The organism is Natronosalvus caseinilyticus, assembly GCF_017357105.1.
In the GTDB taxonomy this organism is placed as follows: domain Archaea; phylum Halobacteriota; class Halobacteria; order Halobacteriales; family Natrialbaceae; genus Natronosalvus; species Natronosalvus caseinilyticus.
The window spans coordinates 63598-88545 of record NZ_CP071596.1; the positions used below are offsets into that span (position 1 = coordinate 63598).

The window sequence follows — 24948 nt, forward strand, 5'->3', positions numbered from 1 at the left end:
GTTGGAACGTTGCCTCGTATGGGTTCCCCGATTTCTCGAGTGATCGAACGGTTCGGGACGGGAGTCGGGACCGGATCGCTGGTCCTCGCTGGCCTCTACCAGGGGGCGGACATTCAGACGGTCACCGTCGAGGTACTGCTAGTGACCGTCCAGGTCGTCTACCTCGAGGCCCTCCCTGCGGTCGCTCTCTTCACGGCGTTTCTCCTCGCAACGGGCTCGCTGCTCGTTCGTGAAGTATGGTCCTCGCGCGACGACGACCCACGAATCACCGACGGACCGCCGCTCGAGGCCATCGTGCCCGTCTACGGGGACGCGGAGACGCTCCCGATCAGCGTCGAGAGCCTGGTCGAGAGCGAGTACGAGAGCCTGACCGTGACGGTCGTCGTCGAGCCGAACGACGAGCCCACCGGGTCGGTGGCCCGCCGACTGGCCGCCCGCCACGACCGCGTTCGCTGTGGCGTCAACGGCCGTCCAGGTTCGAAGGCGGGCGCGATCAACTGGGCGGTCGCCGAGAGCGACGCCGACCACTTCGCGGTCTTCGACGCCGACGAGTGGGTCGATCCGGCGTTTCTCTCGCGGGCGATGGCCGAACTCGAGGGCGAGGGCAATGACGAGGACGAGGACGAGGCTGACGGCGGCGATGCAGACGTCTTCCAGGGCCGTCGCATTCCACGAGCGACCGGCCCCGTCGAGACGCTAGCGTACTGCGAGCGCGTCCTCTTTCACTCGAGCTACAAGCTCGTCGAACTGTTCGGCTTCGCGAACTGCCGGAGTTCCTCGACCGTCTTCACCCGCAAGGCGTTCGACCGGGTCGACGGCTTCGACGACGTGCTCACCGAGGACCTGGCGTTCGCCCACGACTGCTACCGAGCGGGCTGTTCGGTCACGCAGGCGCGCCAGTGGACGAACACGATGGAGGCGCCGCACACCCTCCGGGACCTGTGGGGCCAACGGAAGCGCTGGCGCGTCGGCCAGGTCGAGGTGCTCCACCGGACGCTTCGTGAGGCCCTCACGGAGGGGATCGATCGGCGCGGCCTAGTTTCAATCGGGCGCCTGTCGTCCGCCCTGCTGGGCACCCTCGCCGTCCTCTTGCTGGCCGGCAAAATCGCCCTCTTGCTCATGCTCGACACCGAATCGGCCCTGCTCGTGCCCGTGGCCTGCCTCCTAGCGCTGATCGGCGGCGTCGCACTCAGAGACGTTCAGGACGGGCGCATCGACGGACTCCACTGGAGCGCCTGTTTCGTCATCTTCGTCGTGCCCGCCTTCGGCGTCCTGACGCTCAAGGCCGTCCTCGAGTACGTGATCAGCTGGAATGGCGAGTGGTACCGGGTGACGAAAGCAGGAGCGTAAACGGCTGCGGTCGGCCACGGCGGTGACGACCGATCACTCGTAATACGTCGGCGCCGCCAGTTCGACCGTCTCGGTCGCCAGCGTCTCGAACGTCGCCTCGCTCGCGACCAGGTCGACGTCGATTCCTGCCGCGACTGCGGTCTCGCCGGTCGGCTCGCCGATGACGCCGACCGTGGCGTTCGAGAGTCCCTCGAGCGCCGCGTCTCTCACTCCCCGCTCGTCTGCGGCCTCGAGCCAGTTGGTGACCGTCAGCGAGGAGGTGAAACAGGCTACGTCGAGGCCCCCCGCAGCGGCGAGTTCCGTGGAGTCGCCGCTCCCCTCGGGCCGGACGAGTCGGTAGAGGACGGTCTCGTGGACGTAAGCCCCGGCGGCCTCGAGTCCCTCGAGCAGGACCGGACTTCCGTGGTCGCTCCGGGCGACCTCGACGCGAGCGCCGTCGACGCGGTCCTCGAGGGCGGCCACGAGGCCACTCGAGGTATACTCTTGGGGGACGATTTCGGGGTCGTAGCCCCGTTCGCGGAGGGCGTCGGCGGTCTTCGGACCGACCGCGCAGAGGGTAGCCTCGCCGGGGTTCCAGCGGTCCGTTCGCGCGCCACCGTCGGCAACACCGTCTGAGTCGGTACCCGGGTAGGCGCCAGCGACGAGTTCAGCCCCCGTCTTGCTCGTCAGGATCGTGTAATCCGCGTCGTCGCGCGGACTCGCGCCAGTCGGCTCGACGGCCAGCATCGGGTCGGGAACGGGCGTCGCGCCGAGGGACTCGAGCAACTCGACGGCGTCTTCGAGGCGGTCGTCGTCGGGGCGGAAGACGGCGACGGTGAAGTCGCACACGGCTCAGTTCCCCCCGTTCTCGATCCGATCGCCGCCCCGCTCTTGCTCGTTCGCCAGGAACTCGAGCACCCGCTCGCGCGTGCCCGCGACGTCGCCGATAACCGTCACCGCCGGCGGTTCGATGCCGGCCTCGTCGCGAACGTCGACGATGGTCTCGAGGGTCCCCGTCGCGACCCGCTGACCGGGCCAGGTGCCGCGCTCGACGAGGGCGACGGGCGTTTCGGGAGCCAGCCCGGCCTCGAGCAGGACCGCGGTGTAGTCGGGGAGGCGGCCGACGCCCATCAGGACGACGATGGTCCCGCCCGTGGCAGCCAGCGCCTCCCAGTCGACGGCCGACTCGGGTTTCGTGGGATCCTCGTGGCCCGTGACGAACGACACCGAGGAGGCGTGGTCGCGGTGGGTGACCGGGATTCCGGCCACGGCGGGCGCGGCGACCGCCGAGGTGACCGCGGGGACGACCTCGAACGGAATTCCGTGCTCGGCGAGGTACTCCGCTTCCTCGCCGCCGCGTCCGAAGACGAACGGGTCGCCGCCCTTGAGGCGGGCGACGTCATTGCCCTCCCGGACCAGCGCGACCAGTCGCTCGTTGATCTCCGCCTGTGACGTGCGCTCGCCGCCGGCGCGTTTCCCCACGTCCTCGGCGTCGTCGGGGAGCGACTCGAGGATCTCGGGGCCCGGCAACTTGTCGTGGAGGACGACGTCGCAGGTCTCGAGCAGCCGTTTCGCTTTCACCGTGAGCAGGTCGGGATCGCCCGGTCCGCTGCCGATGAGGTAGACGGTGCCGACGTCGGCCTCGGCTTGGGCCTCAGTCATCGCGGCCCTCTTCGGTCTGGACGTCCGCTGCGCCCTCTTCGTTTGCTCCCTCGTCGCCGTCTCGAGCGGCCTCGATCAACTCGGCGGCGCCCCGTTCGGCTAGGTCGCGGGCGAACTGTCGGGCGGCCGCCGCGTGGCGTTCGACCGGCAGGTCGCGACTGCCGGTCACCGACTCCTGGCCGTCCCGGTCGAACACCTGCACGTTTGCGTGGACGTACTCCCCCTGGAGGACGGCGTAGATGCCCACCGGGGCGATACAGCCGCCGCCGAGTTCCGCGAGGATCGTCCGCTCGACGGTCGTCTCGACGCGGGTCCGGGGATGGTCGAGAACCTCGTTGAGTTCGCGGGCGGTCTCGCCGTCGACGGCCGTCACCGCGAGTGCCCCCTGGCCGGGTGCGGGGACGAACGTCAGGGGAGAGAGTCGCCGGTACTCGACGTACTCGTGCAGTCCGCTGCGCTCGAGGCCGGCCTCGGCGAGGACGAGCGCGTCGTACGCGATTTCGACGTCGCGACCGAGGGCGCGTTGCTCGAGGTCGGTCAGGGTCGCGTGCCAGTCGTCGACGGTGGTAACCTCGTCGGCCTCGTCATCGTTCCCGTCGTCGTCGGCGTCACCAGAGTCGTCACGGTCGTCGTACGACGGCTTGTAACTCCCACCATCGCTACCCGCGTTCCCCTTCCGTTCGCTGTCCGCCTCGCGTCGCTCCTCGCGCTCGGCCCGGAGCGCCGGCGCCAGCACCTTCTCGAGACGGGTGTCCACGTTGCCGCGGATCGGTTCGACCTCGAGGTCCGGGCGCTCCGAGAGGAGCTGGGCCCGTCGGCGCAGGCTCGAGGTTCCCACAATAGCGCCTTCGGGGAGGTCCTCGAGGCCCGTTCCGTCGGGAGTCACCAGCACGTCGCCAGGTCGGGCGCGTTCCGGTACCGCCGCGGTGACGAGGTCGCTGGGCTGTTCGGTCGGCATGTCCTTCATCGAGTGGACCGCGCCGTCGGCGCTCCCCTCGAGCACGCGCTCGTCGAGTTCGCGGACGAACGCGCCGGTTTTCCCTAATCGATGGATCAACTCGTCTCGTAGCTGGTCGCCCGTGGTTTCGACGGTCTCGAACGCGACGTCGTAGCGGCGGTTCTCGAGGGCCTCGCCCACGAGGTCCGCCTGACGCCGGGCGAGGGTGGACCCTCGCGTCGCCAGTGTGACCGTCCCCTTGGTTCGCATATCCATGAGTCCGAGCCTCGAGTATGAAAAGCGCACGCTCTCGAGTCGGTGACGTAGAAAGGAATGCACTTAAACGAGGAAGTGGTAGAGTGGAGCGAGCGCGGTTGGTCCAGTGGTAGGACATAAGCTTCCCAAGCTTAGAGCCCGGGTTCAATTCCCGGACCGCGCATTGCTGTCGCGAGCAAGTGAGCGACAGCTATCGCACGACGGAATTGAACTACGCGAGGCCGAACGGAGTGAGGGCTCGCCATCAAGTTTAATTCCCGGACCGCGCGTTCTAGTACCCGGTACCCCCCGTATCTCTCGAGACCACGCACGCAGTCCCAACCGCTCGAGTTCCGTGAATCGGAACCCCACATTGCACGTTGTATAGTAGATGCAATAGTTATAGTAAAGACTCGAGACCGCCGAACGAGCCCGGGAACGAACAGACGATGAACGCAGCGCTCACGACCCCCCTCTAAACCGGACGCCCGTCCACTTTTCCCGCTCGAGGCGAGCCTATTAGTCGCTCTCGAGCAAACACACGCGCGATGATCGATCTTCGATTCTCGGAGGCGGAACTCGAGGCGCGACGCGAACATATGGTGCAGTTCGTCCGCGACCAGGTCGAGGCTGCGGGCGTCGACGGCGTCGTCCTCGGACTCTCTGGCGGGATCGATAGCACGACCGTCGCCTACCTCGCCGTCGAGGCCCTCGGCGCCGAGCGCGTCCACGGCCTCGTGCTCCCCGCCCGCGTCAGCAGCGAGGACAACATGAGCGACGCCGAGCGGGTAGCGCGGGACCTCGAGATGAGTTACGACGTGATCGAAGTCGAACCCGTCGTCGAGGCGCTGCTCGCGGCCTACCCCGAAGCCGAGGGCGACCACCTGGCGGTCGGCAACGCCCGCGCTCGCGTTCGGGCGGTGTTCAACTACCTGGTGGCGAACCACGACGGGCGACTGGTGCTGGGGACTGGCAACCGCAGCGAGGCCGCCGTGGGCTACTTTACGAAGTACGGCGACGGTGCGGTCGACTGCCACCCGATCGGCAACCTGTACAAACAGCAGGTTCGCCAGCTCGCCCGCGCCCTGGGCGCTCCAGAGGACCTGGTGACGAAGACGCCGACGGCCGAGCTCTGGGCCGACCAGACCGACGAGGACGAACTCGGCATCGACTACGACACCCTCGATGCGATTCTCGTGAGCCACGTCGACGGGCCGCTCTCGGTCGCGGCGACGGCTCGACGCCTCGAGGCCGACCCCGAAACGGTCGAGATGGTCCGAGGGTTGTACGAGGCCAGCGCGCACAAACGGCAGGTTCCGCCCGCGCCGGAACCGCTCGAGTGATCGGCATTCGCCGGCCACGCTAACGTATCGTATTCGAACCCGAGCCGTGAGCAATCCGCTACACGAGCCACGAGCAATCAGCTACTCGACAGCGAGAACGGTTATCGTCATCGTTCGTGACGGTCACTGGACACGTACTATCTCCCCCCTTGTGAGTTAGTGGCACCTGCAGGCCGCACTGGTTTGCAGAAATCCGTGGTTCGCATAGATGGTATGCTCGAACTGGCACTGCTGTTCTTCGTGATAGCACTGATCGCCGCCGCCCTCGGGGCAGGCGGTGTAGCAGGCCTGAGCATGACCATCGCCAAGTGGCTGGTCCTGATCTTCCTGGTACTGGCCGTGGCGTCGCTGTTACTGTAGCCCGGGGGCGGTCCCGGGCCGGGGGTCGGCCGCCAGCGGGGTGGTCGGCGCCCTTCGGCGCAGCACGCGACAATCGCCAGCGACCGCTGTTCTCCGTCGAGGTAGAGTGCTCGTGAGCGTCGGCGCTCTCGAGCGATAGAGAAAGAGAACGAACACGAGAGCGAGCCCCTCAGACGGCGACGACCGCGTTGACGACGTAGGTCGTGATCGCGGCGACGATGGCACCCAGCCAGGACATGAACACGAAGTGGACGAGCCCGCTGAGGATGTGCCCCCGGTCCGTGAGCCGAATCATGATAGCGGAGAGTGCAGCGTTGATGAAGATCGTCGTGATCAGCAGGTACTCCATCACGACGAGGTTGTACTGACTGGTGTTGAGCAGGTCACCGACGAGTTGCTGATCCAGGTCCATCTCCCCGGTGATGTCCATCATGACCTCCACGATCTCGAGGCCGATGAAGAAGGCGAAGACGCTCGAGGCGGTGATGCCGTAGAGGACGCCGATGAGCGTAGTCGTCGCCTGCTGGCGCTTCTCGCGCACCTTCAGCACCTGGTTCTGGTTCTTGCTGATGACCTGGCCGAGCACCTTCGGGTCACCACCCATCTGCCGGCCGACGACGTACATGTCGCCGAACTTCTGGATCAGATACGACCCCGTCTCCGCGGCGAACAGTCGCCAGGATCGGACGTCGTCGATCCGCATGTTCAGCCGCTTGTAGAGCGCGTCGACGTTCTTCGTCAGCGAGCCGAAGTCCTTGTGGCGGAGGCTCTCGAGGACGCTCCCGGTCGAGGTCTGCTTGACGCTCTCGACGGCTCCGAGGGCACGGATAAAACTCGGAAACTCGCTGTCGCGGTCCTTGACCTTCTGTTCCTCCTGGCGCATCCGCCACCCGGGGAGCAACAACGGCGTGACTGGAATCGCCGCCAGGATCGGGAGCGGAATCCGATCCGACGCGAGCGGCGTGAATCCGAGGGCGACGGCGATGACGAGGACGGAGAGCAGGAGGCTCGCGCCGACGCCGATGACGAGCGCCTGCGGAATGCGCACGAGCGGCCCCTCGCCGTCGGTCTCCTCGATGTACCAGAGCGGGTCGTACGGGGAGATGGTGTGGACGGCGTAGACGAAGCCAGCCTGGACGAAGCCGAACATAACGATCGTTCCGGCGATGAGCAGGGTCGGGCTCGTCCCGATCAGGATCGGGAGGATGATGGCGAACACGAGGACGAACGCCACCGAGAGCATCATCGACAGGTACAGCTCTTTCATCACGTCGAGTTTGGTCAGGTCGCCCTCGTAGCGGGTGACGAACTGCTGGATGATCGTGTCCTGTTCGTCCATCAAGAAGTCGCTGATCTCCTGACCGCCGCCGACGGTGTACGCCAGTCGCTCGAGGAAGTCCGAGAGCAGGGGACTCTGGGTCTGTTTCGCCCGGATGCGGCAGGCGTCGTCGAGACTCAGGTTCCAGGTGTCGACCAGCGCGACGAGGTGGCCCATCTCCTCGGCAATGGCCTGATACTCGTCTTCCTCCGCGAGGATGCGGAACACCTCGACGCGGTTGACGTTGGTCGTCGAGAGGACGGTGATGTGCGTCAGGAAGAGGTGAAAGCGCTGGCGGACCTCCTTGCGCCTGCGATCCTGGGCGATCTTCGGGTAGACGACGGCGACGACGACGGCGAACAGTCCGAAGACGACGGCGGGGACCGACACCGTGAGCGAAAAGCCGAGCACGAACGGCACGACGACCGACGCGACGAAGATGACAAATGCCGGGAGAACGACGAGCAGGAGGTACCGCTCGACGGACATCTCCATGGTCTCGTAGGCCGCGTTGATCGAGGCCAGCGCCGAACGAGTGGAGAGGTCGGGCGGTTGAGTCTGGGTGTCGGTCGCCATGATTTCGATGATCGTTACGCGAACTGCTCGAGGCCGCGAACCTGGATCGGGAGCCCCTGGATGCCGTCCCGCTGGAAGTCCGTGATGGCCTTGTTGACCTCGTTGTAGCCCAGCACGTCGGCGTCGATGAGCTGGCGGATGATCTCCGCGCGACGGTCGAGTTCGTTGTAGATGTCGCGGGTGTCCTGGTAGCCGAGCAGGGTCGCGATCTGTTCTTCGAGAACGTAGGAGTTGTTCCGCCCAGTGAACGTCACGTCGTCGTCCCTGGGGTCCCAGCTGAAGGCCTCGCGGGTGACGACGCCGCCCTCGTAGTCGGAGTAGCCCTCGATTTCCTGGACCGAGGTGACCCGTCGGAGGATGTCGTCGCCCTGTTTCACCCGGTTCTGGAACAGCGCGACGTCGCAGTTGTCCATGAACGTCTCCGGGACATTGATCGGGTTCCCGGTGAAACGCTGGATCATCGAGACGATGTCGCTCGCGTGGAACGTCAGGATGACCGGGTGGCCGGTCTGGGCGGCCTGAAACGCCATCTGCCCTTCCGCACCACGAACCTCACCGACGATGATGTAGTCGGGGCGGGAACGCAGGGCGGCGGCGACCAGGTCGAACATGTCGACGTCCGCGTTGCCGTCGCTCGAGCCTTCTCGAGTCAGGAGCTGCTGCCAGGTGCTGTGAGGCGGCACGACCTCGGCGGTGTCCTCCGCGGTGTAGATCTTGGCGTCTCGCGGGATGAACGAGAGCATCGCGTTGAGCGTCGTCGTCTTCCCGGAGGCCGTCTCGCCGACGACGAACACCGTCTGTTCGTTCTCCAGACAGAGCCAGAGGTAAGCCGCGAGTTCGGGGCTGAGCGTCCCCCACTTCGTGATCTGGAGGATGGTGAGGGGAATCTCCTCGCCCTGACGAATCGTCAGCGACGGCCCCTGGACGGAGACGTCGTCGGAGTAGATGATGTTGATACGCGAGCCGTCGGGCAGGGTGGCGTCGATCACCGGGTCCGAGTCCGAGATGGGGTGGTTCATCCGCTCACCCATGTTCCGGAGCCACTGCTCGAACTCCTCCGAGGAGCCGAAGTCGACCGTCGCCTCGACCATCCCGTAGGTGCCGTGATCGATGTAACACTGGTGGGGGCCGATGACGTGGATGTCCTCGTTGGCCGTGTCGACCATCACCGGTTCCAGGGGGCCGAGGCCCACGATGTCACGCTGGAGTTGGTAGCGGATCTTGTCGTACTGCGTCCGGGTGAGACTGATCTTTCCGCCGCCGAACGCGCGCAGTCGACCGATCGACTGGCCCGTGATTCCCGAGGTTACCTCCGCAACCTCACCCAGCAGTTCGTCGAGGTGGCCCTCGAACTCCTCGTTGTCGCTCGGGGCGGGCCGGGTGACGCTCTTGTCGAGGATCCGCTGTCTGATCTGGTTGTACAGCGCCTTGTCGGCGTCGTCCAGGATCGGCTCAACGCAGTAGTACGTCTTGTCGATGCCCACGTCGCCGTAGACGTGACAGAAGATGGGCGCCTCCGCCTCGTAGATCACGTTCGGACGGTGTGACTCCCACTCGCCAGACGGCTCCTCGATGAGCGTCGGGTACTCGCCGTACTCCTCGTGGAACCACTCGAGGTGCTCGCGGAGGTGAGGGTACTCATTCGCCAGCGCCTCGAGTTCGTTCGAGAGCCGCGCGGTGCCGAAGTCCGCCATCTCAGGCCACCGTCCGGCTGACGATCGAGACGCCCCGGCCCTGCTGGACGTTGAACCCGATGGAGTCGTCTACTGGGCTCTTCATGTTCTGGAAGCGACGCACCCTGATCTGGCGGCGAATCTCCTGGCCGACCGCTGACGTCTCGATGTCGAAGTAGACGTCCGCGACGTTCCGAAGCGGGCGGAGCGCGTCGTCGTCGACGCTCGTCGGGTCGACCGTCAGCACGACCGTCTTGTCCTGGAGCGTGACCTGCCGGAGGAACGTGACCAGTCGCTGGAGGACGTGGTCAGTGTCAGCCGGATCGGCCGCCTCGAAGTTCGGGTCGTTTCGCAACAGCGCCGAAAGGGTGTCAACGTAGACCACGTCCGCTCGCCAGAGCGTCTCGGCGTCGGCCAGTCGCGCCAGCAACTGGCGTTTCTTCCCTCGCGAGTGGGTGTGGGTGTCGACGTTCGCGTGCAAAAACAGCATCTGTTCGCCGAGCAAGTGATCGACGACGTCGTAAGACAGCGAGTGCATCTGCTGGACGAACTCCCAGGACTCGAGTTCCGTCGAGACGTAGGTGACGTAGGACCCTTCCTCGGCCATCCCGTAGGAAAAGCGCTGGGAGAGGGCGCTCTTGCCCGCGCCGTCTTCGCCCTCGATGAGCACGACGCTCCCCTCCGGCAGGCCGCCACCGAGGGCGTTGTCCACGCGATCCGTCTCCGTCAATCCGAGCGAGTAGTGGTCGGTCATACGTAAAATTCGAACACCTCCCTGTCACCGCCGACGTCGACGACGACGCGGTGGTCGCCGGGCTCGAGCCCGCTTTCGACGGCGACGACGAGTTCGACGACCTCGCCGCGTCGCCAGGTCGGGCCGTCCGTGAGCACCGACACCTCGAGACCGTCGCTCTGGACGTAGGTTCCGTCGACGAGGACATCCAGGTTCGCCCCGTCGGTGGGGAGCGTTCGCTCGCCCGTGTTCTTGACGAGGAGCGTGATCCGTTCTTCGCCCGCGGTGTCGTTGTAGACGGCGTCGCTCCCGGCGTCGCTGATGATCTCGATATCGGTGTCGATCTCCTGCTTGACGCTGCTGCTCTTGGTGTCGATCGAGTTGCTGAGTTCGTTGACGTTCGCCACGAGCGTGCCCGCGATTCCCGCCGCAACGAGCATCGCGGCGATGAACAGGATCAGGGTCGAGACGGATTCACTGGCCATCAGTCACACCTCCATGAGGATCCGGGCGAGGCCGTGTTCGGTGACGACCTTGACCCGGTTGGGGTAGTTGGTAACGTCCACGAGGGTGAACCGGAGTACCTCGCCGCTGTGGACGCGCTCTCGGGTCGCGTCGCCCTCGACGCTGGTTGCGGCGTCCGTCCGGACGACGCCGTCGACCAGCAGCGTCGTCTCGGTCACCGAGAGCGTCGTCGTCCCCGTGTTCGTTACGTTCACGCTGAGTTCGTCGCTCGCGTCGTCGTAGGTCGCCTCGAGCGCGATATCCGAGTTCCGCAGGTCGAGCGCGCGCTCGTCCCGTTCATCGATGGCGTCTGCTCGTCGCTCGTGGGCGGTCTCGACGGTCGGGTAGACGATGCCGACGGCGACGAGCAGCCCGATGAAGATGATCGCTACGGCCCCGCTGGTGCTGAATCCCATCCTGTCACCTCTGGGGGGTTACTTCCCGCTTGGTCTCGTGGATTTCCTGGAGTTTCATGATGTACGTGTAGCTATCGGCGTGGTCCTCGGCGGTGAGTTCGTCGGGCGTCGTCTCCGGATCGACGTGCATGTCGAGGTCCGGCCCGCTGAGGACGCTCTCGAGGTGGTCCTTGACGTCCTCGCTGATCCAGCCGATCTCGCGGTAGTACGAGATGGCCCGGAGCGTGGCGGCCGGGCCGCCGGTCCGTACGAGGGCAGTGAGCCACTCGAAGACGATGATGTCGCTCGCGTACGTGTTCGAGAGTCGCTCGAGGGTGACGCCGTTCGCGTCGGGGTCATCTTCCTCCTCTCCGTCTTCGGCTGCCTCTCCATCCGCACCGTCGACGCTGTCGGTCGCCTGCACCTCAACGTGCGTGTCGTCGACGTCGTCCTCGTCGAACGTGATGGTCTGTCCCGATTCGTCGGAACTCGCGTCGGCCGCTGCGTCCTCGATCATTCCCTTCAGGTCGTCGAAAGAGACGGATTCCGCGTCTGGGTCGGTACCCATCTCGAGGCCGTCACGGTCGCGACTCGCCTCGGTCGCCTCCGTCGCCGGTTGCCCGAGTCCAAAGCCCTCGGGTTCGTCCTCGTCGTCGAAGACACCGAATCCGTGGCGCTCCTCGCCGCTCCCCGTGAAGGGGTTCACGTCGTCAGTCAGCCGGTCGTAGATTCCCAGCAGCTGGCGGATCGTGTCGTTGACGTCCTCGACCTGGCTCGAGACGTGCTGGGTGGAGTCCTGGATCGATCCTAACTGGGAGCCCTTCTGCTCGAGGTCATCCTCGAGGTTCTCGATGCGGTGGTAGAGGTCGTCGACGACCTCGTCCTCGTCGAGTTCGTCGGGGTCGGGCCGCGGCTCGCGTTCGAAGGTCGTGGCCTCGGACTGGCCGGTCGCGGCTTCGTCGGGTCCGGGTTCGTCGCCGTCGTGTGCGGCGTCGGTGTCGGCGGCCCCGGCTTCGGCCTCCGCATTCGCCTGCCGCTCCGCCTCCCGATCCCGCCCTCGTCGGCCCCCGGAGTTCCCGAGGAAGTTCTCGAGCAGCTCGCGGAGGTTCTCGAGGCCGAGATTCATCGGATCACCGCGCGTGTGGGGCGTCGGGTGTGGTGGGTGAGAGTGGGTTTGAGGGGGAGAGCGTGATGGAAAGAGAAAGTCGAAACAGAATCCGAGACGGAACCGAAAGCGGAAACGGGACTGCGGCCAAAACCCTGACGACGGCCGAAGGCACCAGAGAGGCGGTGACGCGAGCCGGCAGCGAGCCCATCGTCACGTCGCGCAGTTACAGTCATTCATCACTCAGTAGTCACAGTAGCGGTATAGTAGTACGCTCGAGTTCGCCCCCCGATTCGGCCCGCGTATCGAGTCGTGAGTCGGCGTTCGATACGCCGCTCGATATTCTGCAGAGGTTGATTACCCAACTAGGCTATGAGTCGAACGGGGTACATCCCCAGAATCTGTGATGCCAACGATATCGCCGCACGCCGACTTTCGACGGGGTTCAGACGCGTCCGTTCGCGTCCACACGACCCCGTCGCTACGTCCCCCCAGGAAGCGACGGGCTGTGCCCGTCGAGTCGGCGGAGACAGGCTCGAGGGACCGACAGGGTGCCTCGAGGGACAATGGTGGGTTGACTGCTATTGCGATCGGCGGCTCGAGAGGGCACACAGGGTGTACGCATACATGTTCGAAACAATAACAGAAAACGACGAACGCGGTCAGGTGGGTATCGGTACCCTCATCGTGTTCATTGCAATGGTCCTTGTCGCGGCGATCGCGGCAGGTGTACTGATTAACACGGCTGGCTCACTCCAGAGCCAGGCGTCTGATACCGGAACCGAAACCCAGCAGGCGGTGGCGAACCAGATCGAGGTCGTTCATGCCTACGGTGTGATTGACCAAAATACGGACCATGTCTCAGACGTTAACCTCGTTGTGAAGAAATCAGCAGGTTCCGACGTGATAGACATGACCTCGCTAACTGTACAGTATACCAGTACAACTACCTCAGAGACGCTAGAATATGTCACTGGCGATACTGCATCGGACACGGCATTTGTGACAGAGGGACTAGCCGGCACCGCCACTGAGGGTGAATCGCTGACCGAAACCAGTGATCGAGTTGAGGTCTCTCTTGCTGTGAGCGCAATTGAAGGGACCGAGAGCGACGGTCTTGCCCCCGGTAGCAGCGCGACGGTCGAACTCGTTGACCAGTCCGGTGCAAAGTTTAGCTACGGAATCACCGTCCCAGCAACCTTCAGCGATAGTGCACAAGTGGTGAACGTCTAATGTTCGAGCAAATCACAGACACTGATGAACGCGGTCAGGTGGGTATCGGTACCCTCATCGTGTTCATTGCAATGGTCCTTGTCGCGGCGATCGCGGCAGGTGTGCTGATCAACACGGCCGGTTCGCTCCAGAGTCAAGCATCCGACACTGGTACAGAAACGCAGCAAGCAGTAGCGAACCAGGTAGAAGTCGTTCATGCATACGCCGAGAACACTACTGAGACCGTGGATGGATTCGACAACCTCAACTTGATTGTCAAAAAGTCCGCTGGGTCTGACGTGATTGATATGGAGTCATTGACGGTTCAGTATACGAGTGAAAGTGGATCGCATACCCTTGCTCACGTAGATACAGATAATACTGGCCCGTACTTCACTACAACCGATGCAACTGGTGCGGGCGATGATATGAGTTCGCTGACTGATTCGTCAGATCGGATTAATGTGAACATTGACTTCGGGCTAGATGAGAATCCGATGGCCGCTCTCCAACCGGGAGACAGTGCTACAGTTGAACTCGTCGACCAGTCCGGTGCAAAGTACAGCTACGGCGTGACGATGCCACAGACGGTCAGCGACGACCAGACTGTCGCCAACGTCTGAAGAACTCCCTAAAACAAAATCCATGACCCCTAACCCGACACACGATAACGCGATCCTCACCCCCGACGACCTCGAGGTCACGCCCGACAGCGAGACCGTCGAGCAGTTGGGTGAGAATCGGTACGTCGTGCGGTCGGAGTCGAATTCGAGTTCCGACCTTGAGCCTACCTTGCCGTCACCCTATGATGGCACCGACCTCGAGACCGAGGCAGCTGGTGAACGCACACGCCAGCCTGTCGATATCGGTCTCGAGTCCGATGGCGGACTCGAGTTCGGAACCGGTTCCAACGGTTCGGACGTGAACGAGCCCGACGAGTGGCTCGCGGCCGCGTCCGAACCCCACGGGGTCGAGATCACCTTGAAGACCGACGGCGAAATCGCACACCACCGCGCGACGTCTCACGACGTTCGTGAGGTGTTCGCCGACCTCCTGACCTGGTACGCCGGGCAGCTCGACGACGACATGTCGCCGACCGACGCGTTGCAGGTGCTGCTGGCGACCACGGATCTCGAGGCCTAGGCAGGCCGCCGGTTTTCACTCACGCTGTTACCCCCTCGAGCGACGGCTCTCCGCGGTGTGGGTCGGACTCTCGCTCGAATTATTTGGGTGAACTCGAGTCGCCCAGTATAGACTCGAGTCGGACCCACGTCCGGGAACCGAACGTCGATTTCGAGGAGGCGCCGACGATCACCGCTCGCACTCGACCGGCGAATCCGTCGTGATCCAGCGCTCGGGCTGATCGTACTCGCGAATCTCGAACCAGCCGTCGTCGGTGAACGACGCTTCGTAGGCGTCCGTGTACTCGGCGGACATACTCGTGACAACGGGAGCGAGGGTCATGAGTACGAACGAGTTAAACCGGCCCATCGCATTGCAGCCAGTTCTTAATCAGACGTTAGGACCCGCATACCGGACGGAACGAGTGGGACCGTCTCGGCTCGCAGGCGATACCGGTATGTTTTCCGTCCGCCTCGAGTCACGTATGTGTGGCCGTTACACCCTCTTTCTCGAGCAGGGCGACCTCGAGGACCGGTTCGACGCCAGGTTCCCGGCCGACGAAACGTTCACGCCGCGGTACAACGCCGCGCCGGGGCAGCGCCTCCCGGTGATCACGAACGACGAACCCACCACGTTCCAGCACCTCGAGTGGGGGCTACGCCCGGCGTGGGGCGCGGATTCAGGCGGCTCGAGCGGGTCGTCGAATCGCTCGAGCGGATCGACCGCGCTAATCAACGCCAGGGCGGAAACCGTCGCCGAGAAGCCGAGTTTTCGCCCGGCCTACGAGATGCAAAGCGAGCGATCTGCGGACGTTCAGGGCGCGAATGAACCGTCTGAACGGAGTGAATCCGGTGCAGGAGATCGGGACCGGACGCCCGTCTCGCGAGGTCGGTGTCTGGTCCCGGCCGACGGCTTCTACGAGTGGACCGCAACCGAAAACGGGGGCAAGCAACCCTACCGCGTCGCGCTCGCGGACGACCGCCCGTTCGCGATGGCCGGCCTCTGGGAACGCTGGGAGCCCGAGCCGGAGACCACCCAGGCGGGACTCGAGGCTTTCGGCGGTGGCTCGAGCGAAGGGGAAGGCGAAAGTGCCGCCGAACGCGAACCCGGTCCCGTCGAGACGTTCACCGTGCTCACGACTCGTCCGAACGACCTCGTCGCCGACCTCCACGACCGCATGGCGGTGATCCTCGAGCCGGATCGCGAACGCGAGTGGCTGACCGCTGACGACCCTCGAGAGTTGCTCGAGCCCTACCCAGTCGAGGAGATGCGGGCCTATCCGGTGTCGACGGCGGTCAACAGTCCGTCAGTAGACGAGCCGTCGCTGGTGGAACCGCTCGAGGGGGTTTGAGTTTGGCCGAGGCGAAAACTCGAGCCGTCTAGAGCCCCTCGCGACCCCCCTGCGTGAGGAGCACGACCATCGAGAGCCCCGAGACGACGATCAGCATGAGCGCGGGAATGGCGGCGTACTGGAAGTAGGCGGCCTCCTGGGCCCGCCAGATGACGGTCACGAGGGTGTCGAAGCCGGTCGGGCGCAAGAAGAGGGTCGCGGGCAGTTCCTTCATCGTGGTCAGGAAGACGAGCGCGGCCCCCGCGGTGATCCCCGGGGCGATGAGCGGGAGCGTCACCCGGCGGAACGACTTCAGGGGCGTATCACCGAGCGTCCGAGCGGCCTCGACGAGGGTCGGATCGACCTGCAGGGTCGTCGATCGAATCGAGCCGACGGCCTGAGGCAGGAACCGGATCACGTAGGCGAAGATCAAGAGCGGGAGCGTCTGGTACAGTACCGGGGCGTACGGCAGGTCGAGCGCCTCGTAGTCCGTCCCGACGGAGACGAGCGCGAGGCCGAGAACGACGCCGGGGACGGCGAACCCGACATACGTCGCCCGCTCGAGCACCGAAGAAAGCGTGGCGTTGGACCTGGCCGCCAGGTAGGCGACCGGAATCGCGGCCGCGACGGCGACGAGCGCGGCGCCCCCCGAGACGAGAAGCGAGTTGTACGCGTACTCGAACTCGAAGGCCAGTTCGGGACGGGCGTAGGGGTCGGCGGTCACGAGCCACAGCCCCAGGATCCACAGCGGAACGAGCAGGGAGACGGCCGTGACGCCGACGGGCAGGAGCGTCGCCGGCCAGCGCCAGCGGCCGAGTTCGACGACAGTTCTCGAACGACCGCCGCCGTCCCCGTGGACCGTCCGGTTCGAGCGAACCTTCCACTCGAGGGCGAGGACGACGAGGACGATGGCGAGCAACTGGAGCGAGAGGAAGGCCGCGTACTCCCGGTTCCACTGCTGGAACTCGACGTAGATCTGGCGCGTGAAGACGGGCAGTTGCATGATCGCGGGCGTCCCGAAGTCCGAGACGGCGTACAGCGCGGCGAGCAGGGCACCCGCGATCACGGCGGGTCGGATCTGTGGGAGCGTCACCCGGCGGAAGGCACCCCAGGTATCGTGGTTGAGCGTCCGGGCGGCGTCCAGCAGTCGCGTGTCGAACGAGAGCAACGCCGCGCGGGTGGTGAGGTAGACGTAGGGGTACGTGTAGAGCGTGATGACGAGAATCGATCCCCAGAGGCCGTAGATCTCGGGTAGCCGTTCGATGCCGAGGGGCTCGAGGATCGACTGGAACTCGCCGCGAGGGCCGAAGGCCGAGACGAATGCGAAGGCGCCGATGTAACTGGGGACGACCAGCGGCAGGGCGACGGCGACGGCCCAGAAGCGCCGAAGGGGGAGGTCCGTCTGGACGGTGAGCCACGCCAGCGGGACGCCGACGAGCACCGAGCAGACGGTGACGCCGACCATCAACAGGAGGCTGTTCCCGACGATTTCGACCGTCTTGGGTCGAACGAGCAGGCTCCAGGCGCGACCCCCGTCGATCCTGGTGGCTTCGACCAGGAGCCACGAGAGCGGAAACAGCAGGGTCGCCGCGATCGCCGCGACGAGGGCCGTCAACCCCAGCGGGAGCTCCTCGTCGGCAGAAATTCGGCGGACGATCGACGGGCGTGACATCTGCAGGTACGCGACTCTCGAGTCCCGGCGTATTTGCCGGTGTCGTTTGCTGGCCACTCCGGTTTCAACGGGTATAAGTTTTAGGTGTGCCTAACTCGCGGTGATGGACCTGACGCGACGGGACGCCGTGGCCGCCCTCGCGGCGCTAGGCGTCGGTGGGGGAGCCGCCGCGACCTTCCGGTACGGCCGCTCGAGGGAAGGGGCGACGGACGCGAACGCTGTCGACGAGGAGCGCATCCGAGCGACGCTGGTCGCTGCCGCCGACGTTCTCTACCCCTCAGCAATCGACGGCGTCGAACCGTTCGTCGAGACCTTCCTGGAGGGACGACTGGCCGACCCCGACCACGCGGTAGCGATGGACGAGACCGTCGCGAAACTCGAGGAGTTGTCCGAGTCGTGGCACGACGCTCGATTCGTCGCGCTGTCGGTCGCGGACCGTGACCGATTCCTCCGCGAACTCGGGGCGGACGCCGCCTCAGAAGCGCCGGAGGGCACGACCGCCGAGCGAGTTCGGTACTACGTCGTCAACGAGCTTCTGCTCGCGCTGTACGCGTCGCCGACCGGCGGCGAACTGGTCGGCCTCGAGAATCCTCAGGGGCACGCGGGCGGAATCGACACCTATCAGCGGGGGCCAGACTCGTGAGCTGGAGTCGGCCACCCGCAGAGGCGACGAACGAGTCGGTCGGATCCGGCGACCGGACCCCGGTGACGGAAGCAGACGTGTGCGTGATCGGCGCTGGTCCCGCCGGCAGTATCGTCGCGACGCGACTCGCGGAAGCGGGTCACGAGGTTGTGATCCTCGAGGCCGGGCCTCGATTCGATCCGGCCGATCGACTGGCCAGACAGGAGCGCGCGATCCGACCCGCCTACGACCGGCCGGACGTCTGGGAGGGCGACCCCGAACGCGACGCTCACGCCGCCTCGGGGGAGTGGTTCTATCCCCTGAATCACGCCCGCGTCAAGGGTGTCGGCGGCTCGACGCTCCACTGGCAGGGGATGGTCATGCGCCTCCACGAGGACGACTTCGAGTCGGCGAGCGTCCGCGGGGCTGGCGTCGACTGGCCGATCGACTACGCCGACCTCCGGCCGTACTACGCCGACGCCGAGCGAGAACTGGGCGTCTCGGGCGCCGACAATCCCTTCGGGCCGCCCCGGGAGGAACCCCACCCGATGCCGGCGTTTCCACCCTCCTACAGCGATAGCCTGTTCGCCCCCGCCTGCGACGCCCTTGAGATCGCGATGCACCCGGTCCCGAACGCTCGGAATTCGGAGGCCTACGACGGCCGCGGCGGCTGCGTCGGCTACGGCACCTGCCAGCCCGTCTGCCCCTCCGGCGCGAAGTACGACGCCACGGTTCACGTCGAGCGCGCGGAAGCCGCGGGGGCGACGGTGCTCGACCGAGTTCCGGTCACACGACTCGAGCACGGCCCGAACGTGGTCGAGGCAGCGGTCTACGCGACGCCGGACGGCGACACCAATCGCCAGGAAGCCGATGCCTTCGTCGTCGCCTGCGGGGGCGTCGAGACGCCACGTTTGCTACTGGTTTCGGAATCCGACCACTATCCCGACGGCCTCGCCAACTCGAGTGGCCTCGTCGGGCGATACTTCATGGACCACCTCTTCGCCGGGATGGGTGGCGTCCTCGAGGAGCCGACCCGACAGAATCACGTCGGCTTCCTCACCAGCGAGTGCCACCAGTTCTACGACGAGGCCGACGAGGAGGTCGCCCCGTTCAAACTCGAATTCTTCAACTACGCCGGTCCCTCACCGGTGGAACTGGCGCTCACCGGCGACGACTGGGGCGACGCCCTCCTCGAGCGCCTTCGGGCGGAGTACGGCGCCCACATTGGCCTCGGCGCACTCGTCGAGCAACTCCCCCGTGAGGACAGTTACGTCGGTCTCGACCCCGAACGCACGGACGACAACGGCGTTCCGATCCCGGATGTCCACTGGAACGTCGGCGAGCGGGCGCTGCGAACCATCGAGCGGGTCAACGAGATCCAGCGATCGATCCTCGAGGAACTGGGCGCCGAGATCACCTGGCAGGTCGGGCCGGAGAACACCGGACCCGCCTACCACCACATGGGGACGACCCGGATGGGTGACGATCCGTCCGCGAGCGTCGTCGATTCCGACCTCCAGACGCACGACCTCGAGAACTGCTGGCTCGTCTCGAGTTCGGTCTTCCCCACCGGCGGCGCGATGAATCCGACGTTGACCATCGCCGCGCTGGCCCTGCGTGCGGCCGAAGCGATCGAGGACGCCCTCTAGTACTCGGGCAGCGATGTTTTAGGTAAACCTAAAACTTAAGTACTGGTCGGAGAAAGTACCGGTAATGAGCGTAGAGACGCCTGCAGACGGCGACGAACTCGAGGCCAGCGCCGAGACCTCGAATCGACACGTGGAATCGGTCAATCCTGGCGCCGTTACGGGCTCCAGCAACGAAACGCCGCGTGAGTCCACCGACGGGAGCGACACTGACGAGTACACCTTCGACGACGTCGCTGTCGTGATGGGGACGTACAACGAGGAGCAAGCGATCGGGACCGTTCTCGCTGACATCGAGCGCGTGACCGACGGCCGCGCCGAGGTCGTCTGCGTCGACGGGTCCTCGGACCGCACGCCAGACATCGCACGCGAACACGGCGCGACGGTGATCGAGCAGGAGCCACAGGGCTACGGCGTCGCCGTCCACGAAGCCATCACGGCGCCCGAGCGCCCGGTGATCGTCACCACCGACTGCGACGACACCTACCCGATGGAGCAGTTACCGGCGTTCCTCGAGTTGATCAACCGCGGCCACGACGTCGTCAGCGGCGACCGCCTCTACCACGGCGCCGAGGCGATGCCGGCGCTCAACCGCCTCGGCAACCACGCCTTCGCAGCCCTCGCCAGCGTCCTGATGGGCACGCGCGTCCACGACACCACCACGGGCATGCGGGCCTACCGCCGCGAGGTCATCGAGGACATCGAGTGGTCCGAGAACACCGGCCTCTCGGCCGAACTCCTGATCCGTCCCCTGATGCGGGGCTACGACGTGGTCGAACACCCCATCGCCTACGCCGAGCGCGCGGGTGAGACTAAACTGGATCCCATCCAGGGCGGCTACGAGATCGCGCGATCGATCGGCAAGGTCGCGCTCGAGGAACGACTGCGGGAGTTGCCACACGAGCCGCGGCAGCACGATCGGTAGGTAGCATCGACTACGTCGGAGTACCACACTGTGACACTATTCGTCGTCGCTCTTCAGAAACAGCGTGCTGGTGAGCGCTGCCACTGGAACGGTGGTGGGCGAAGATATTGATACGGGATCACCCGACTACGTCTACGCTCCCACCCGGTGTGGTTCATTCGGAGAGGAGTGTCGCGAGGAGCCTCCAACAATCAACTGCGAGCGGATTTCGATACTCCGGCCCACCGAGAGTCGGCCTCATTCTATCATTTTCAACCAGCGAAACAGTGCAGAGTACCGTATCGCCACCGTTGACCGCATACGAGTATCCCAGCGAAATACGATTCAGCACGGTACCGACCGTTGAACGCCGAGGAGAGCGGAGACTCGTCCGCTGGATCTTCGTTCGATTCGAACCGTCTGCTGACGTATGTTTATTCGACTCGAATTCAGGATATAGATAATTTCGTTTCTCTCAACAATTGTCTCCGTGCAATTCTTGCCTACTGAAAGATTTCGCCTAATCGATGAGGCCAGTAGAGGCGACGCTCAGTAGGAAATAGCCACCAAATTCGCAGTCATTTATAAGTGTGTCCGCAGTCTTGCGTTTAGATTATTGATAAATAAAGGGACATACTTCAGGGTAACGTATGGAATGGAGTTCCTTCTACAACCGACAATCCCGTACGCCATGACGAGACACCCATGGATCGATTATCGAGATCAGTTGGGACACCTCGAGGACCGACACCGACAACACACGACGACGATTCGACGCCTTTCTACCAGCGTACACCGCCGTACAGGAACACGGATCCCGCGTTCAAACGTCCGTAGCCAACAAGCATGCAGGGGTCTGAACCGGGACGACCGAAACCAATTGGTCGCACACCAGGAAAACACTGGGGAGCTGGTCGGCAACGATCACTGGGCGGGCAACGGGGATGGGCGCGCCGCATGAGGGAACTCAGCATCCGCTCCTGGATCGACCGAGCGAAGCGAAACTGGCAGTCGGACAAGAAGCGAGCGGTCATGGAGGCGGCCTACTGTCTATATCTTGGGCCGTGGTTCACAGCGACGTCTCGACGTCCCATCGGGACGAACGTGTACGACCTCGGGTGGGACGCACTCATTATTCTGGATGCGTGCAGAGTAGATGCGCTTCGGTACCTCGCTCCCGAATACGACTTTCTGGACGCGAGGAGCATCGACTCGATAGTGTCCGTGGGAAGTGGTTCTCGGGAGTGGCTGGTCAAAACGTTCAATGAGGACCATCTCGAGGACGTCCAGGAAACCGCGCTCGTGTCGGCCAACGGCTTCGACCGGGATATCTTCATGAACGACCGATACCTCCCCGGGATCGCCGTCCCGTTCTGCTGGCCGGGTGCAGACCCGGTCACGGAACACGACTTTCTCAGATACGACCCGGTGTGGCGCGACTGTCGAGACGAACGGCTGGATACGGTTCCCCCGGAAGCGACGACGAACCGAGCCATCTTGGCCGGACGAGAAGCCGACGCCGACCGACTCGTCGTCCACTACGCGCAGCCACACACGCCCTACATTGCCGATGCAGCAACCGACGGTGGGAGAGAGCTGACAGACATCGAGCGGAGTGCGTGGGGAGCGCTCAAGCAAGGTTCAGTACCGAACGAAGTGGTGTGGCGAATGTATCTCAACAACCTTCGCCACGCGCTCGATTCGGTTGGCGTGCTCCTCGAGAACCTCGACGCAGAAAAGGTCGTCCTCTCGGCCGACCACGGCGAGGCATTCGGCGAGTGGGGAATCCAGGGACACCCAACCGGCCTTCCGCACCCACACGTGAAACGAGTGCCGTGGGCGACGACGACTGCGACCGACTACGAATCGGTCGCGACTGACGATATTGCGAGTCCAGCGGCGAATTCCACGGAAGACGACGGAACTGTCGAGGAACATCTGGAGGCGCTCGGCTACGGGAAGTTTTAACGCATCACTGTTGTCCGATACTGTTCCAGTGACAGCGCCCTCACAAGCCCGCTGCTTCTGAAGAACGTTCGTCGTTAATCCGCAGTCACTTCGAGTTCCGCCCCCAGCCGTTCCCACTCTGGCAGGTCAGCGTCCTCGAGCAACGTCCCCTCCCGTCCACAGTCGGTGGCGAGCCGACAACCCCGCGTTTCGGGCGGCCAGACGACCTCGAGCGCGCCGTCTGCGACCCGAACCGTGGTCTCCTGGCGGTAGGTGTACGTGCCGCCGTCGGGCTGAACGAGCGTGACCGAGAGGACGACCCGATCGCTGGCCGCGAGTTCGACCCCGTCTCCGGTCGGCCCGCGAGTCGCCTCCGGGGGGACCGACAGGGTAGCGTTTCCGGCGTCGTCGCTCGCGGCCGCCACCGTCCAGGCGACGCTGATCTCGTCAGTCGGGTCCTCCAGCTGGTACTCGACGGAGCCGTTCGCCCCCTCGAGGGTGACGACGGCGCGGCTGACCCGGTCGGGGACGCCGACGGTCGTCTCGCCGTCCATCGTCGCGCCTCGCCGGACCTCGAGGGGCTGGAGAACGGCCTCGATCTCGTCGGGGTTCGCGCCCCACGCGCCGCGGTAGGTGTACCGGTAGGGGTCGCGGTCGGGATAGGCGTCGAGGACGGCGAACTCCCTCTCGGGACCGCCCTCGAGGACGTAGACGACGTCCCCCTCGAGGTCGGGGTCGTTTCGCAGCGCCTGGAAAGGATGGTTGGTCCACTGGCCGTAGGGCGCGGGCTGGAAGACGAGGGCGTCATCCAGCTCTCTGTCCTCGAACGGTTCGTAGGCCGCCTCGGCACTCCGGGTGTAGTCGGCGTTGCGATCGATCGGTCCCGAGACGAGCACGACGGTCGTCGCCGCGAGGACGAGCGTCGCTACCAGGGCGAGGGAAACGAGGACCCTGCGAGGCGAACCCGGGGCGTCGATCCGCTCGAGGAGTTCGGGGACGCGAACTCGAGCGAGACGCCACCCGGACACCATCGCGACAGCGGCGAAGATAGCGAACGGAGCGAGCAGGTCGAAGTGATAGAAGGGACCGAACCGGCTGACGAGGCCGTTCGTCGGATCGTCCATCGTCGCCAGAATGTTGAAATTGCCCCAGAAGGCGACGTTGCCCAGGACGACGGTGACGACGACGCTCGCGAGGAGCGCGGCGGGAAGCGGGGAGAGTTCGACGCGTTTTGTCTGGCTCCCGCTGTCTGTCAGGATTCGTCGCGCCGCCAGCGCGCCTCCCGTGACCGCCGCCAGGGTGCCGATCGGCCCGGCGACGACCCACCGGGTAGCGAAGTACCACAGCACGTAGCCGTTGGCCTCGAGGGCCAGCGTGGGGGTGTACTCGATACCGTGGCTCCCGATCTCGCGATAGCCGAAGCCGGGGCCGTCCAGCGGTGCGAACGCCTGGAACGGAAACTCGAGGGGCGAACCGGTCAATCGGAAGTTGTACGCGAGCGCGAGGGCGACGAACGAGAGACCGATCGCACCCGTGAGCAGATTTCGGCGGACGGGGTCGGCCCGCGGACGGCCCCGTCGGAGGGCGCCGGCGGTCTGCCAGCCGGCGTGGGCGATGAACGGGAGGGCGAACAAGACGGCGGTGTACGGCCGGGCGAAGAACGCGATGCCGACGGCGACTCCGGCGATAGCAGCCATCCGGGAATCCCCGGAGCGAACGCCCCGCAGGTAGCAGACGGCGAACACGAGGTTCCACAGCGTCGTCGGGGCGTAGGGGAGGAAGACGGACGAGGACAGGAGCGCCATCGGCGAGGCCGCGAAGAGGACGGACGACACGAGGCCGACTCGGCGGTCGGCGACCGTCGATCCGAGGATGTAGATCAGGGAGGCGTTGAGCGCCGCCACGACCGCCAGCGTGACCCGGGGCTCGTCGAACAGGGCCATCGAAACGGCGAACATTCCGGCGGGAACGGGCGCGTACTTCGGGTAGAGCCGACCGTCCTCGAGGACGAAGAACCACGGTCTGACGGCCTCGGCGAGGTCGCCCGCGTGAATCTGGAACTGGCCCTCGAGCAACATCGCGGCCTGCAACAGGTAGACGGCCTCGTCGTCGTTGCTCGAGTGGTACGGAAACAATTCGCTCGCGAGGGTGAAGACGACGAGGCCGGCGAGGGTGCTCACGAGGATCACGAGGAGGGCGTAGCGGCGCTCGCGCGGGCGGGTGGCGGCCCGGAGAACGGAACGAACGGAGCGACGTGAGGGAAGGTGGCTTCGGAATCGATGCCGGCGGGGGTCGACCATCGC

General features: G+C 65.1%; 23 protein-coding genes and 1 tRNA gene. 12 read left to right on the plus strand and 12 right to left on the minus strand.

Annotation, left to right across the window (positions count from 1 at the left end):
• Nucleotides 1–18: 18 nt before the first annotated feature.
• On the plus strand, nucleotides 19–1350 hold the full coding sequence (locus J1N60_RS00340) for a glycosyltransferase family 2 protein (RefSeq protein ID WP_312909737.1): 1332 nt from the start codon (nucleotides 19–21) through the stop codon (nucleotides 1348–1350).
• Between the two features lie 33 nt (nucleotides 1351–1383).
• Here the strand turns inward: J1N60_RS00340 and J1N60_RS00345 are convergent, their stop codons facing one another.
• The 3 genes from J1N60_RS00345 to hemC are packed head-to-tail and all read right to left on the minus strand — an operon-like array spanning nucleotide 1384 to nucleotide 4198.
• Nucleotides 1384–2178, minus strand: coding sequence for a uroporphyrinogen-III synthase (locus tag J1N60_RS00345; protein ID WP_312909739.1), 795 nt, complete (start codon nucleotides 2176–2178; stop codon nucleotides 1384–1386).
• Nucleotides 2179–2181: 3 nt separating this feature from the next.
• Nucleotides 2182–2991: a uroporphyrinogen-III C-methyltransferase gene (gene cobA / locus J1N60_RS00350; protein WP_312909741.1), complete on the minus strand. Its 810-nt coding sequence runs from the start codon at nucleotides 2989–2991 to the stop codon at nucleotides 2182–2184.
• Nucleotides 2984–4198, minus strand: coding sequence for a hydroxymethylbilane synthase (gene hemC / locus J1N60_RS00355; protein WP_312912628.1), 1215 nt, complete (start codon nucleotides 4196–4198; stop codon nucleotides 2984–2986). Before hemC ends, cobA begins: the two co-directional genes overlap by 8 nt.
• A gap of 98 nt (nucleotides 4199–4296) precedes the next feature.
• Here hemC and J1N60_RS00360 point away from each other — a divergent pair.
• The 3 genes from J1N60_RS00360 to J1N60_RS00370 all read left to right on the plus strand — a co-directional run bounded on the left by J1N60_RS00360 (nucleotide 4297) and on the right by J1N60_RS00370 (nucleotide 5886).
• Nucleotides 4297–4367 (plus strand) — tRNA-Gly (locus J1N60_RS00360).
• Between the two features lie 364 nt (nucleotides 4368–4731).
• Entirely contained in the window at nucleotides 4732–5526 is a 795-nt protein-coding gene (locus J1N60_RS00365) for an NAD+ synthase (protein ID WP_312909743.1), read from the plus strand.
• A gap of 213 nt (nucleotides 5527–5739) precedes the next feature.
• A complete protein-coding gene (locus J1N60_RS00370) occupies nucleotides 5740–5886 on the plus strand; it encodes a DUF1328 family protein (protein ID WP_253430255.1) in 147 nt (48 codons plus the stop codon).
• Nucleotides 5887–6055: 169 nt separating this feature from the next.
• Here J1N60_RS00370 and flaJ read toward each other — a convergent pair whose 3' ends face one another.
• Genes flaJ through J1N60_RS00400 form a run of 6 tightly spaced genes read right to left on the minus strand, consistent with a single transcriptional unit; the run spans nucleotide 6056 to nucleotide 12211 of the window.
• Entirely contained in the window at nucleotides 6056–7780 is a 1725-nt protein-coding gene (flaJ, locus tag J1N60_RS00375; RefSeq protein ID WP_312909746.1) for an archaellar assembly protein FlaJ, read from the minus strand.
• Nucleotides 7781–7794: 14 nt separating this feature from the next.
• Complete coding sequence (locus J1N60_RS00380; protein ID WP_312909748.1) at nucleotides 7795–9474, minus strand: type II/IV secretion system ATPase subunit; 1680 nt, start codon at nucleotides 9472–9474, stop codon at nucleotides 7795–7797.
• A 1-nt stretch (nucleotide 9475) separates the two neighbouring features.
• Nucleotides 9476–10207, minus strand: a complete 732-nt coding sequence (arlH, locus tag J1N60_RS00385) for an archaellum protein ArlH (protein WP_312909750.1) — start codon at nucleotides 10205–10207, stop codon at nucleotides 9476–9478.
• Entirely contained in the window at nucleotides 10204–10671 is a 468-nt protein-coding gene (arlG, locus tag J1N60_RS00390; RefSeq protein ID WP_312909752.1) for an archaellum stator protein ArlG, read from the minus strand. Before arlG ends, arlH begins: the two co-directional genes overlap by 4 nt.
• A gap of 3 nt (nucleotides 10672–10674) precedes the next feature.
• On the minus strand, nucleotides 10675–11106 hold the full coding sequence (arlF, locus tag J1N60_RS00395; RefSeq protein WP_312909754.1) for an archaellum stator protein ArlF: 432 nt from the start codon (nucleotides 11104–11106) through the stop codon (nucleotides 10675–10677).
• 4 nt (nucleotides 11107–11110) lie between these two features.
• On the minus strand, nucleotides 11111–12211 hold the full coding sequence (locus tag J1N60_RS00400) for a FlaD/FlaE family flagellar protein (protein WP_312909755.1): 1101 nt from the start codon (nucleotides 12209–12211) through the stop codon (nucleotides 11111–11113).
• 606 nt (nucleotides 12212–12817) lie between these two features.
• Between J1N60_RS00400 and J1N60_RS00405 the strand changes: the two genes are divergently transcribed.
• From J1N60_RS00405 to J1N60_RS00415, 3 genes are read left to right on the plus strand one after another with little or no spacing between them, the layout of a single operon-like run.
• Nucleotides 12818–13423 (plus strand): archaellin/type IV pilin N-terminal domain-containing protein, encoded by a 606-nt coding sequence (locus J1N60_RS00405; RefSeq protein WP_312909757.1) that lies wholly within the window; start codon nucleotides 12818–12820, stop codon nucleotides 13421–13423.
• Nucleotides 13423–14025: an archaellin/type IV pilin N-terminal domain-containing protein gene (locus J1N60_RS00410; protein WP_312909759.1), complete on the plus strand. Its 603-nt coding sequence runs from the start codon at nucleotides 13423–13425 to the stop codon at nucleotides 14023–14025. The genes J1N60_RS00405 and J1N60_RS00410 overlap by 1 nt, the downstream gene beginning before the upstream one ends.
• A gap of 22 nt (nucleotides 14026–14047) precedes the next feature.
• Nucleotides 14048–14545, plus strand: coding sequence for a DUF7500 family protein (locus J1N60_RS00415; protein WP_312909760.1), 498 nt, complete (start codon nucleotides 14048–14050; stop codon nucleotides 14543–14545).
• 168 nt (nucleotides 14546–14713) lie between these two features.
• Here J1N60_RS00415 and J1N60_RS00420 read toward each other — a convergent pair whose 3' ends face one another.
• Nucleotides 14714–14839, minus strand: coding sequence for a hypothetical protein (locus J1N60_RS00420; protein ID WP_312909762.1), 126 nt, complete (start codon nucleotides 14837–14839; stop codon nucleotides 14714–14716).
• Between the two features lie 169 nt (nucleotides 14840–15008).
• On the opposite strand from J1N60_RS00420, the gene J1N60_RS00425 reads away from it, so the two are divergent.
• Complete coding sequence (locus J1N60_RS00425; protein ID WP_312909764.1) at nucleotides 15009–15875, plus strand: SOS response-associated peptidase; 867 nt, start codon at nucleotides 15009–15011, stop codon at nucleotides 15873–15875.
• 28 nt (nucleotides 15876–15903) lie between these two features.
• Here J1N60_RS00425 and J1N60_RS00430 read toward each other — a convergent pair whose 3' ends face one another.
• The gene (locus tag J1N60_RS00430) at nucleotides 15904–17526 is read right to left on the minus strand and encodes an ABC transporter permease (RefSeq protein WP_312909765.1); all 1623 of its coding nucleotides are present in this window, start codon (nucleotides 17524–17526) and stop codon (nucleotides 15904–15906) included.
• A 103-nt stretch (nucleotides 17527–17629) separates the two neighbouring features.
• Between J1N60_RS00430 and J1N60_RS00435 the strand changes: the two genes are divergently transcribed.
• The 4 genes from J1N60_RS00435 to J1N60_RS00450 all read left to right on the plus strand — a co-directional run bounded on the left by J1N60_RS00435 (nucleotide 17630) and on the right by J1N60_RS00450 (nucleotide 22666).
• Complete coding sequence (locus J1N60_RS00435) at nucleotides 17630–18169, plus strand: gluconate 2-dehydrogenase subunit 3 family protein (protein WP_312909767.1); 540 nt, start codon at nucleotides 17630–17632, stop codon at nucleotides 18167–18169.
• Nucleotides 18166–19797: a GMC family oxidoreductase gene (locus J1N60_RS00440; protein ID WP_312909769.1), complete on the plus strand. Its 1632-nt coding sequence runs from the start codon at nucleotides 18166–18168 to the stop codon at nucleotides 19795–19797. Before J1N60_RS00435 ends, J1N60_RS00440 begins: the two co-directional genes overlap by 4 nt.
• Nucleotides 19798–20038: 241 nt before the next feature.
• Nucleotides 20039–20719, plus strand: a complete 681-nt coding sequence (locus tag J1N60_RS00445; RefSeq protein ID WP_312912629.1) for a dolichyl-phosphate hexose transferase — start codon at nucleotides 20039–20041, stop codon at nucleotides 20717–20719.
• Between the two features lie 936 nt (nucleotides 20720–21655).
• Nucleotides 21656–22666: an alkaline phosphatase family protein gene (locus tag J1N60_RS00450; RefSeq protein ID WP_312909771.1), complete on the plus strand. Its 1011-nt coding sequence runs from the start codon at nucleotides 21656–21658 to the stop codon at nucleotides 22664–22666.
• Between the two features lie 74 nt (nucleotides 22667–22740).
• Here J1N60_RS00450 and J1N60_RS00455 read toward each other — a convergent pair whose 3' ends face one another.
• Nucleotides 22741–24945, minus strand: a complete 2205-nt coding sequence (locus J1N60_RS00455) for an ArnT family glycosyltransferase (RefSeq protein WP_312909773.1) — start codon at nucleotides 24943–24945, stop codon at nucleotides 22741–22743.
• Nucleotides 24946–24948: the final 3 nt, after the last annotated feature.

Coding starts and splice junctions, on each gene's coding strand:
- J1N60_RS00340 (WP_312909737.1), top strand. CDS start 19: ATGGGTTCCCCGATTTCTCGAGTGATCGAACGGTTCGGGACGGGAGTC.
- cobA (WP_312909741.1), bottom strand. CDS start 2,991: ATGACTGAGGCCCAAGCCGAGGCCGACGTCGGCACCGTCTACCTCATC.
- hemC (WP_312912628.1), bottom strand. CDS start 4,198: ATGCGAACCAAGGGGACGGTCACACTGGCGACGCGAGGGTCCACCCTC.
- J1N60_RS00365 (WP_312909743.1), top strand. CDS start 4,732: ATGATCGATCTTCGATTCTCGGAGGCGGAACTCGAGGCGCGACGCGAA.
- J1N60_RS00370 (WP_253430255.1), top strand. CDS start 5,740: ATGCTCGAACTGGCACTGCTGTTCTTCGTGATAGCACTGATCGCCGCC.
- flaJ (WP_312909746.1), bottom strand. CDS start 7,780: ATGGCGACCGACACCCAGACTCAACCGCCCGACCTCTCCACTCGTTCG.
- J1N60_RS00380 (WP_312909748.1), bottom strand. CDS start 9,474: ATGGCGGACTTCGGCACCGCGCGGCTCTCGAACGAACTCGAGGCGCTG.
- arlH (WP_312909750.1), bottom strand. CDS start 10,207: ATGACCGACCACTACTCGCTCGGATTGACGGAGACGGATCGCGTGGAC.
- arlG (WP_312909752.1), bottom strand. CDS start 10,671: ATGGCCAGTGAATCCGTCTCGACCCTGATCCTGTTCATCGCCGCGATG.
- arlF (WP_312909754.1), bottom strand. CDS start 11,106: ATGGGATTCAGCACCAGCGGGGCCGTAGCGATCATCTTCATCGGGCTG.
- J1N60_RS00400 (WP_312909755.1), bottom strand. CDS start 12,211: ATGAATCTCGGCCTCGAGAACCTCCGCGAGCTGCTCGAGAACTTCCTC.
- J1N60_RS00405 (WP_312909757.1), top strand. CDS start 12,818: ATGTTCGAAACAATAACAGAAAACGACGAACGCGGTCAGGTGGGTATC.
- J1N60_RS00410 (WP_312909759.1), top strand. CDS start 13,423: ATGTTCGAGCAAATCACAGACACTGATGAACGCGGTCAGGTGGGTATC.
- J1N60_RS00415 (WP_312909760.1), top strand. CDS start 14,048: ATGACCCCTAACCCGACACACGATAACGCGATCCTCACCCCCGACGAC.
- J1N60_RS00420 (WP_312909762.1), bottom strand. CDS start 14,839: ATGTCCGCCGAGTACACGGACGCCTACGAAGCGTCGTTCACCGACGAC.
- J1N60_RS00425 (WP_312909764.1), top strand. CDS start 15,009: ATGTGTGGCCGTTACACCCTCTTTCTCGAGCAGGGCGACCTCGAGGAC.
- J1N60_RS00430 (WP_312909765.1), bottom strand. CDS start 17,526: ATGTCACGCCCGTCGATCGTCCGCCGAATTTCTGCCGACGAGGAGCTC.
- J1N60_RS00435 (WP_312909767.1), top strand. CDS start 17,630: ATGGACCTGACGCGACGGGACGCCGTGGCCGCCCTCGCGGCGCTAGGC.
- J1N60_RS00445 (WP_312912629.1), top strand. CDS start 20,039: ATGGGGACGTACAACGAGGAGCAAGCGATCGGGACCGTTCTCGCTGAC.
- J1N60_RS00450 (WP_312909771.1), top strand. CDS start 21,656: ATGAGGGAACTCAGCATCCGCTCCTGGATCGACCGAGCGAAGCGAAAC.
- J1N60_RS00455 (WP_312909773.1), bottom strand. CDS start 24,945: ATGGTCGACCCCCGCCGGCATCGATTCCGAAGCCACCTTCCCTCACGT.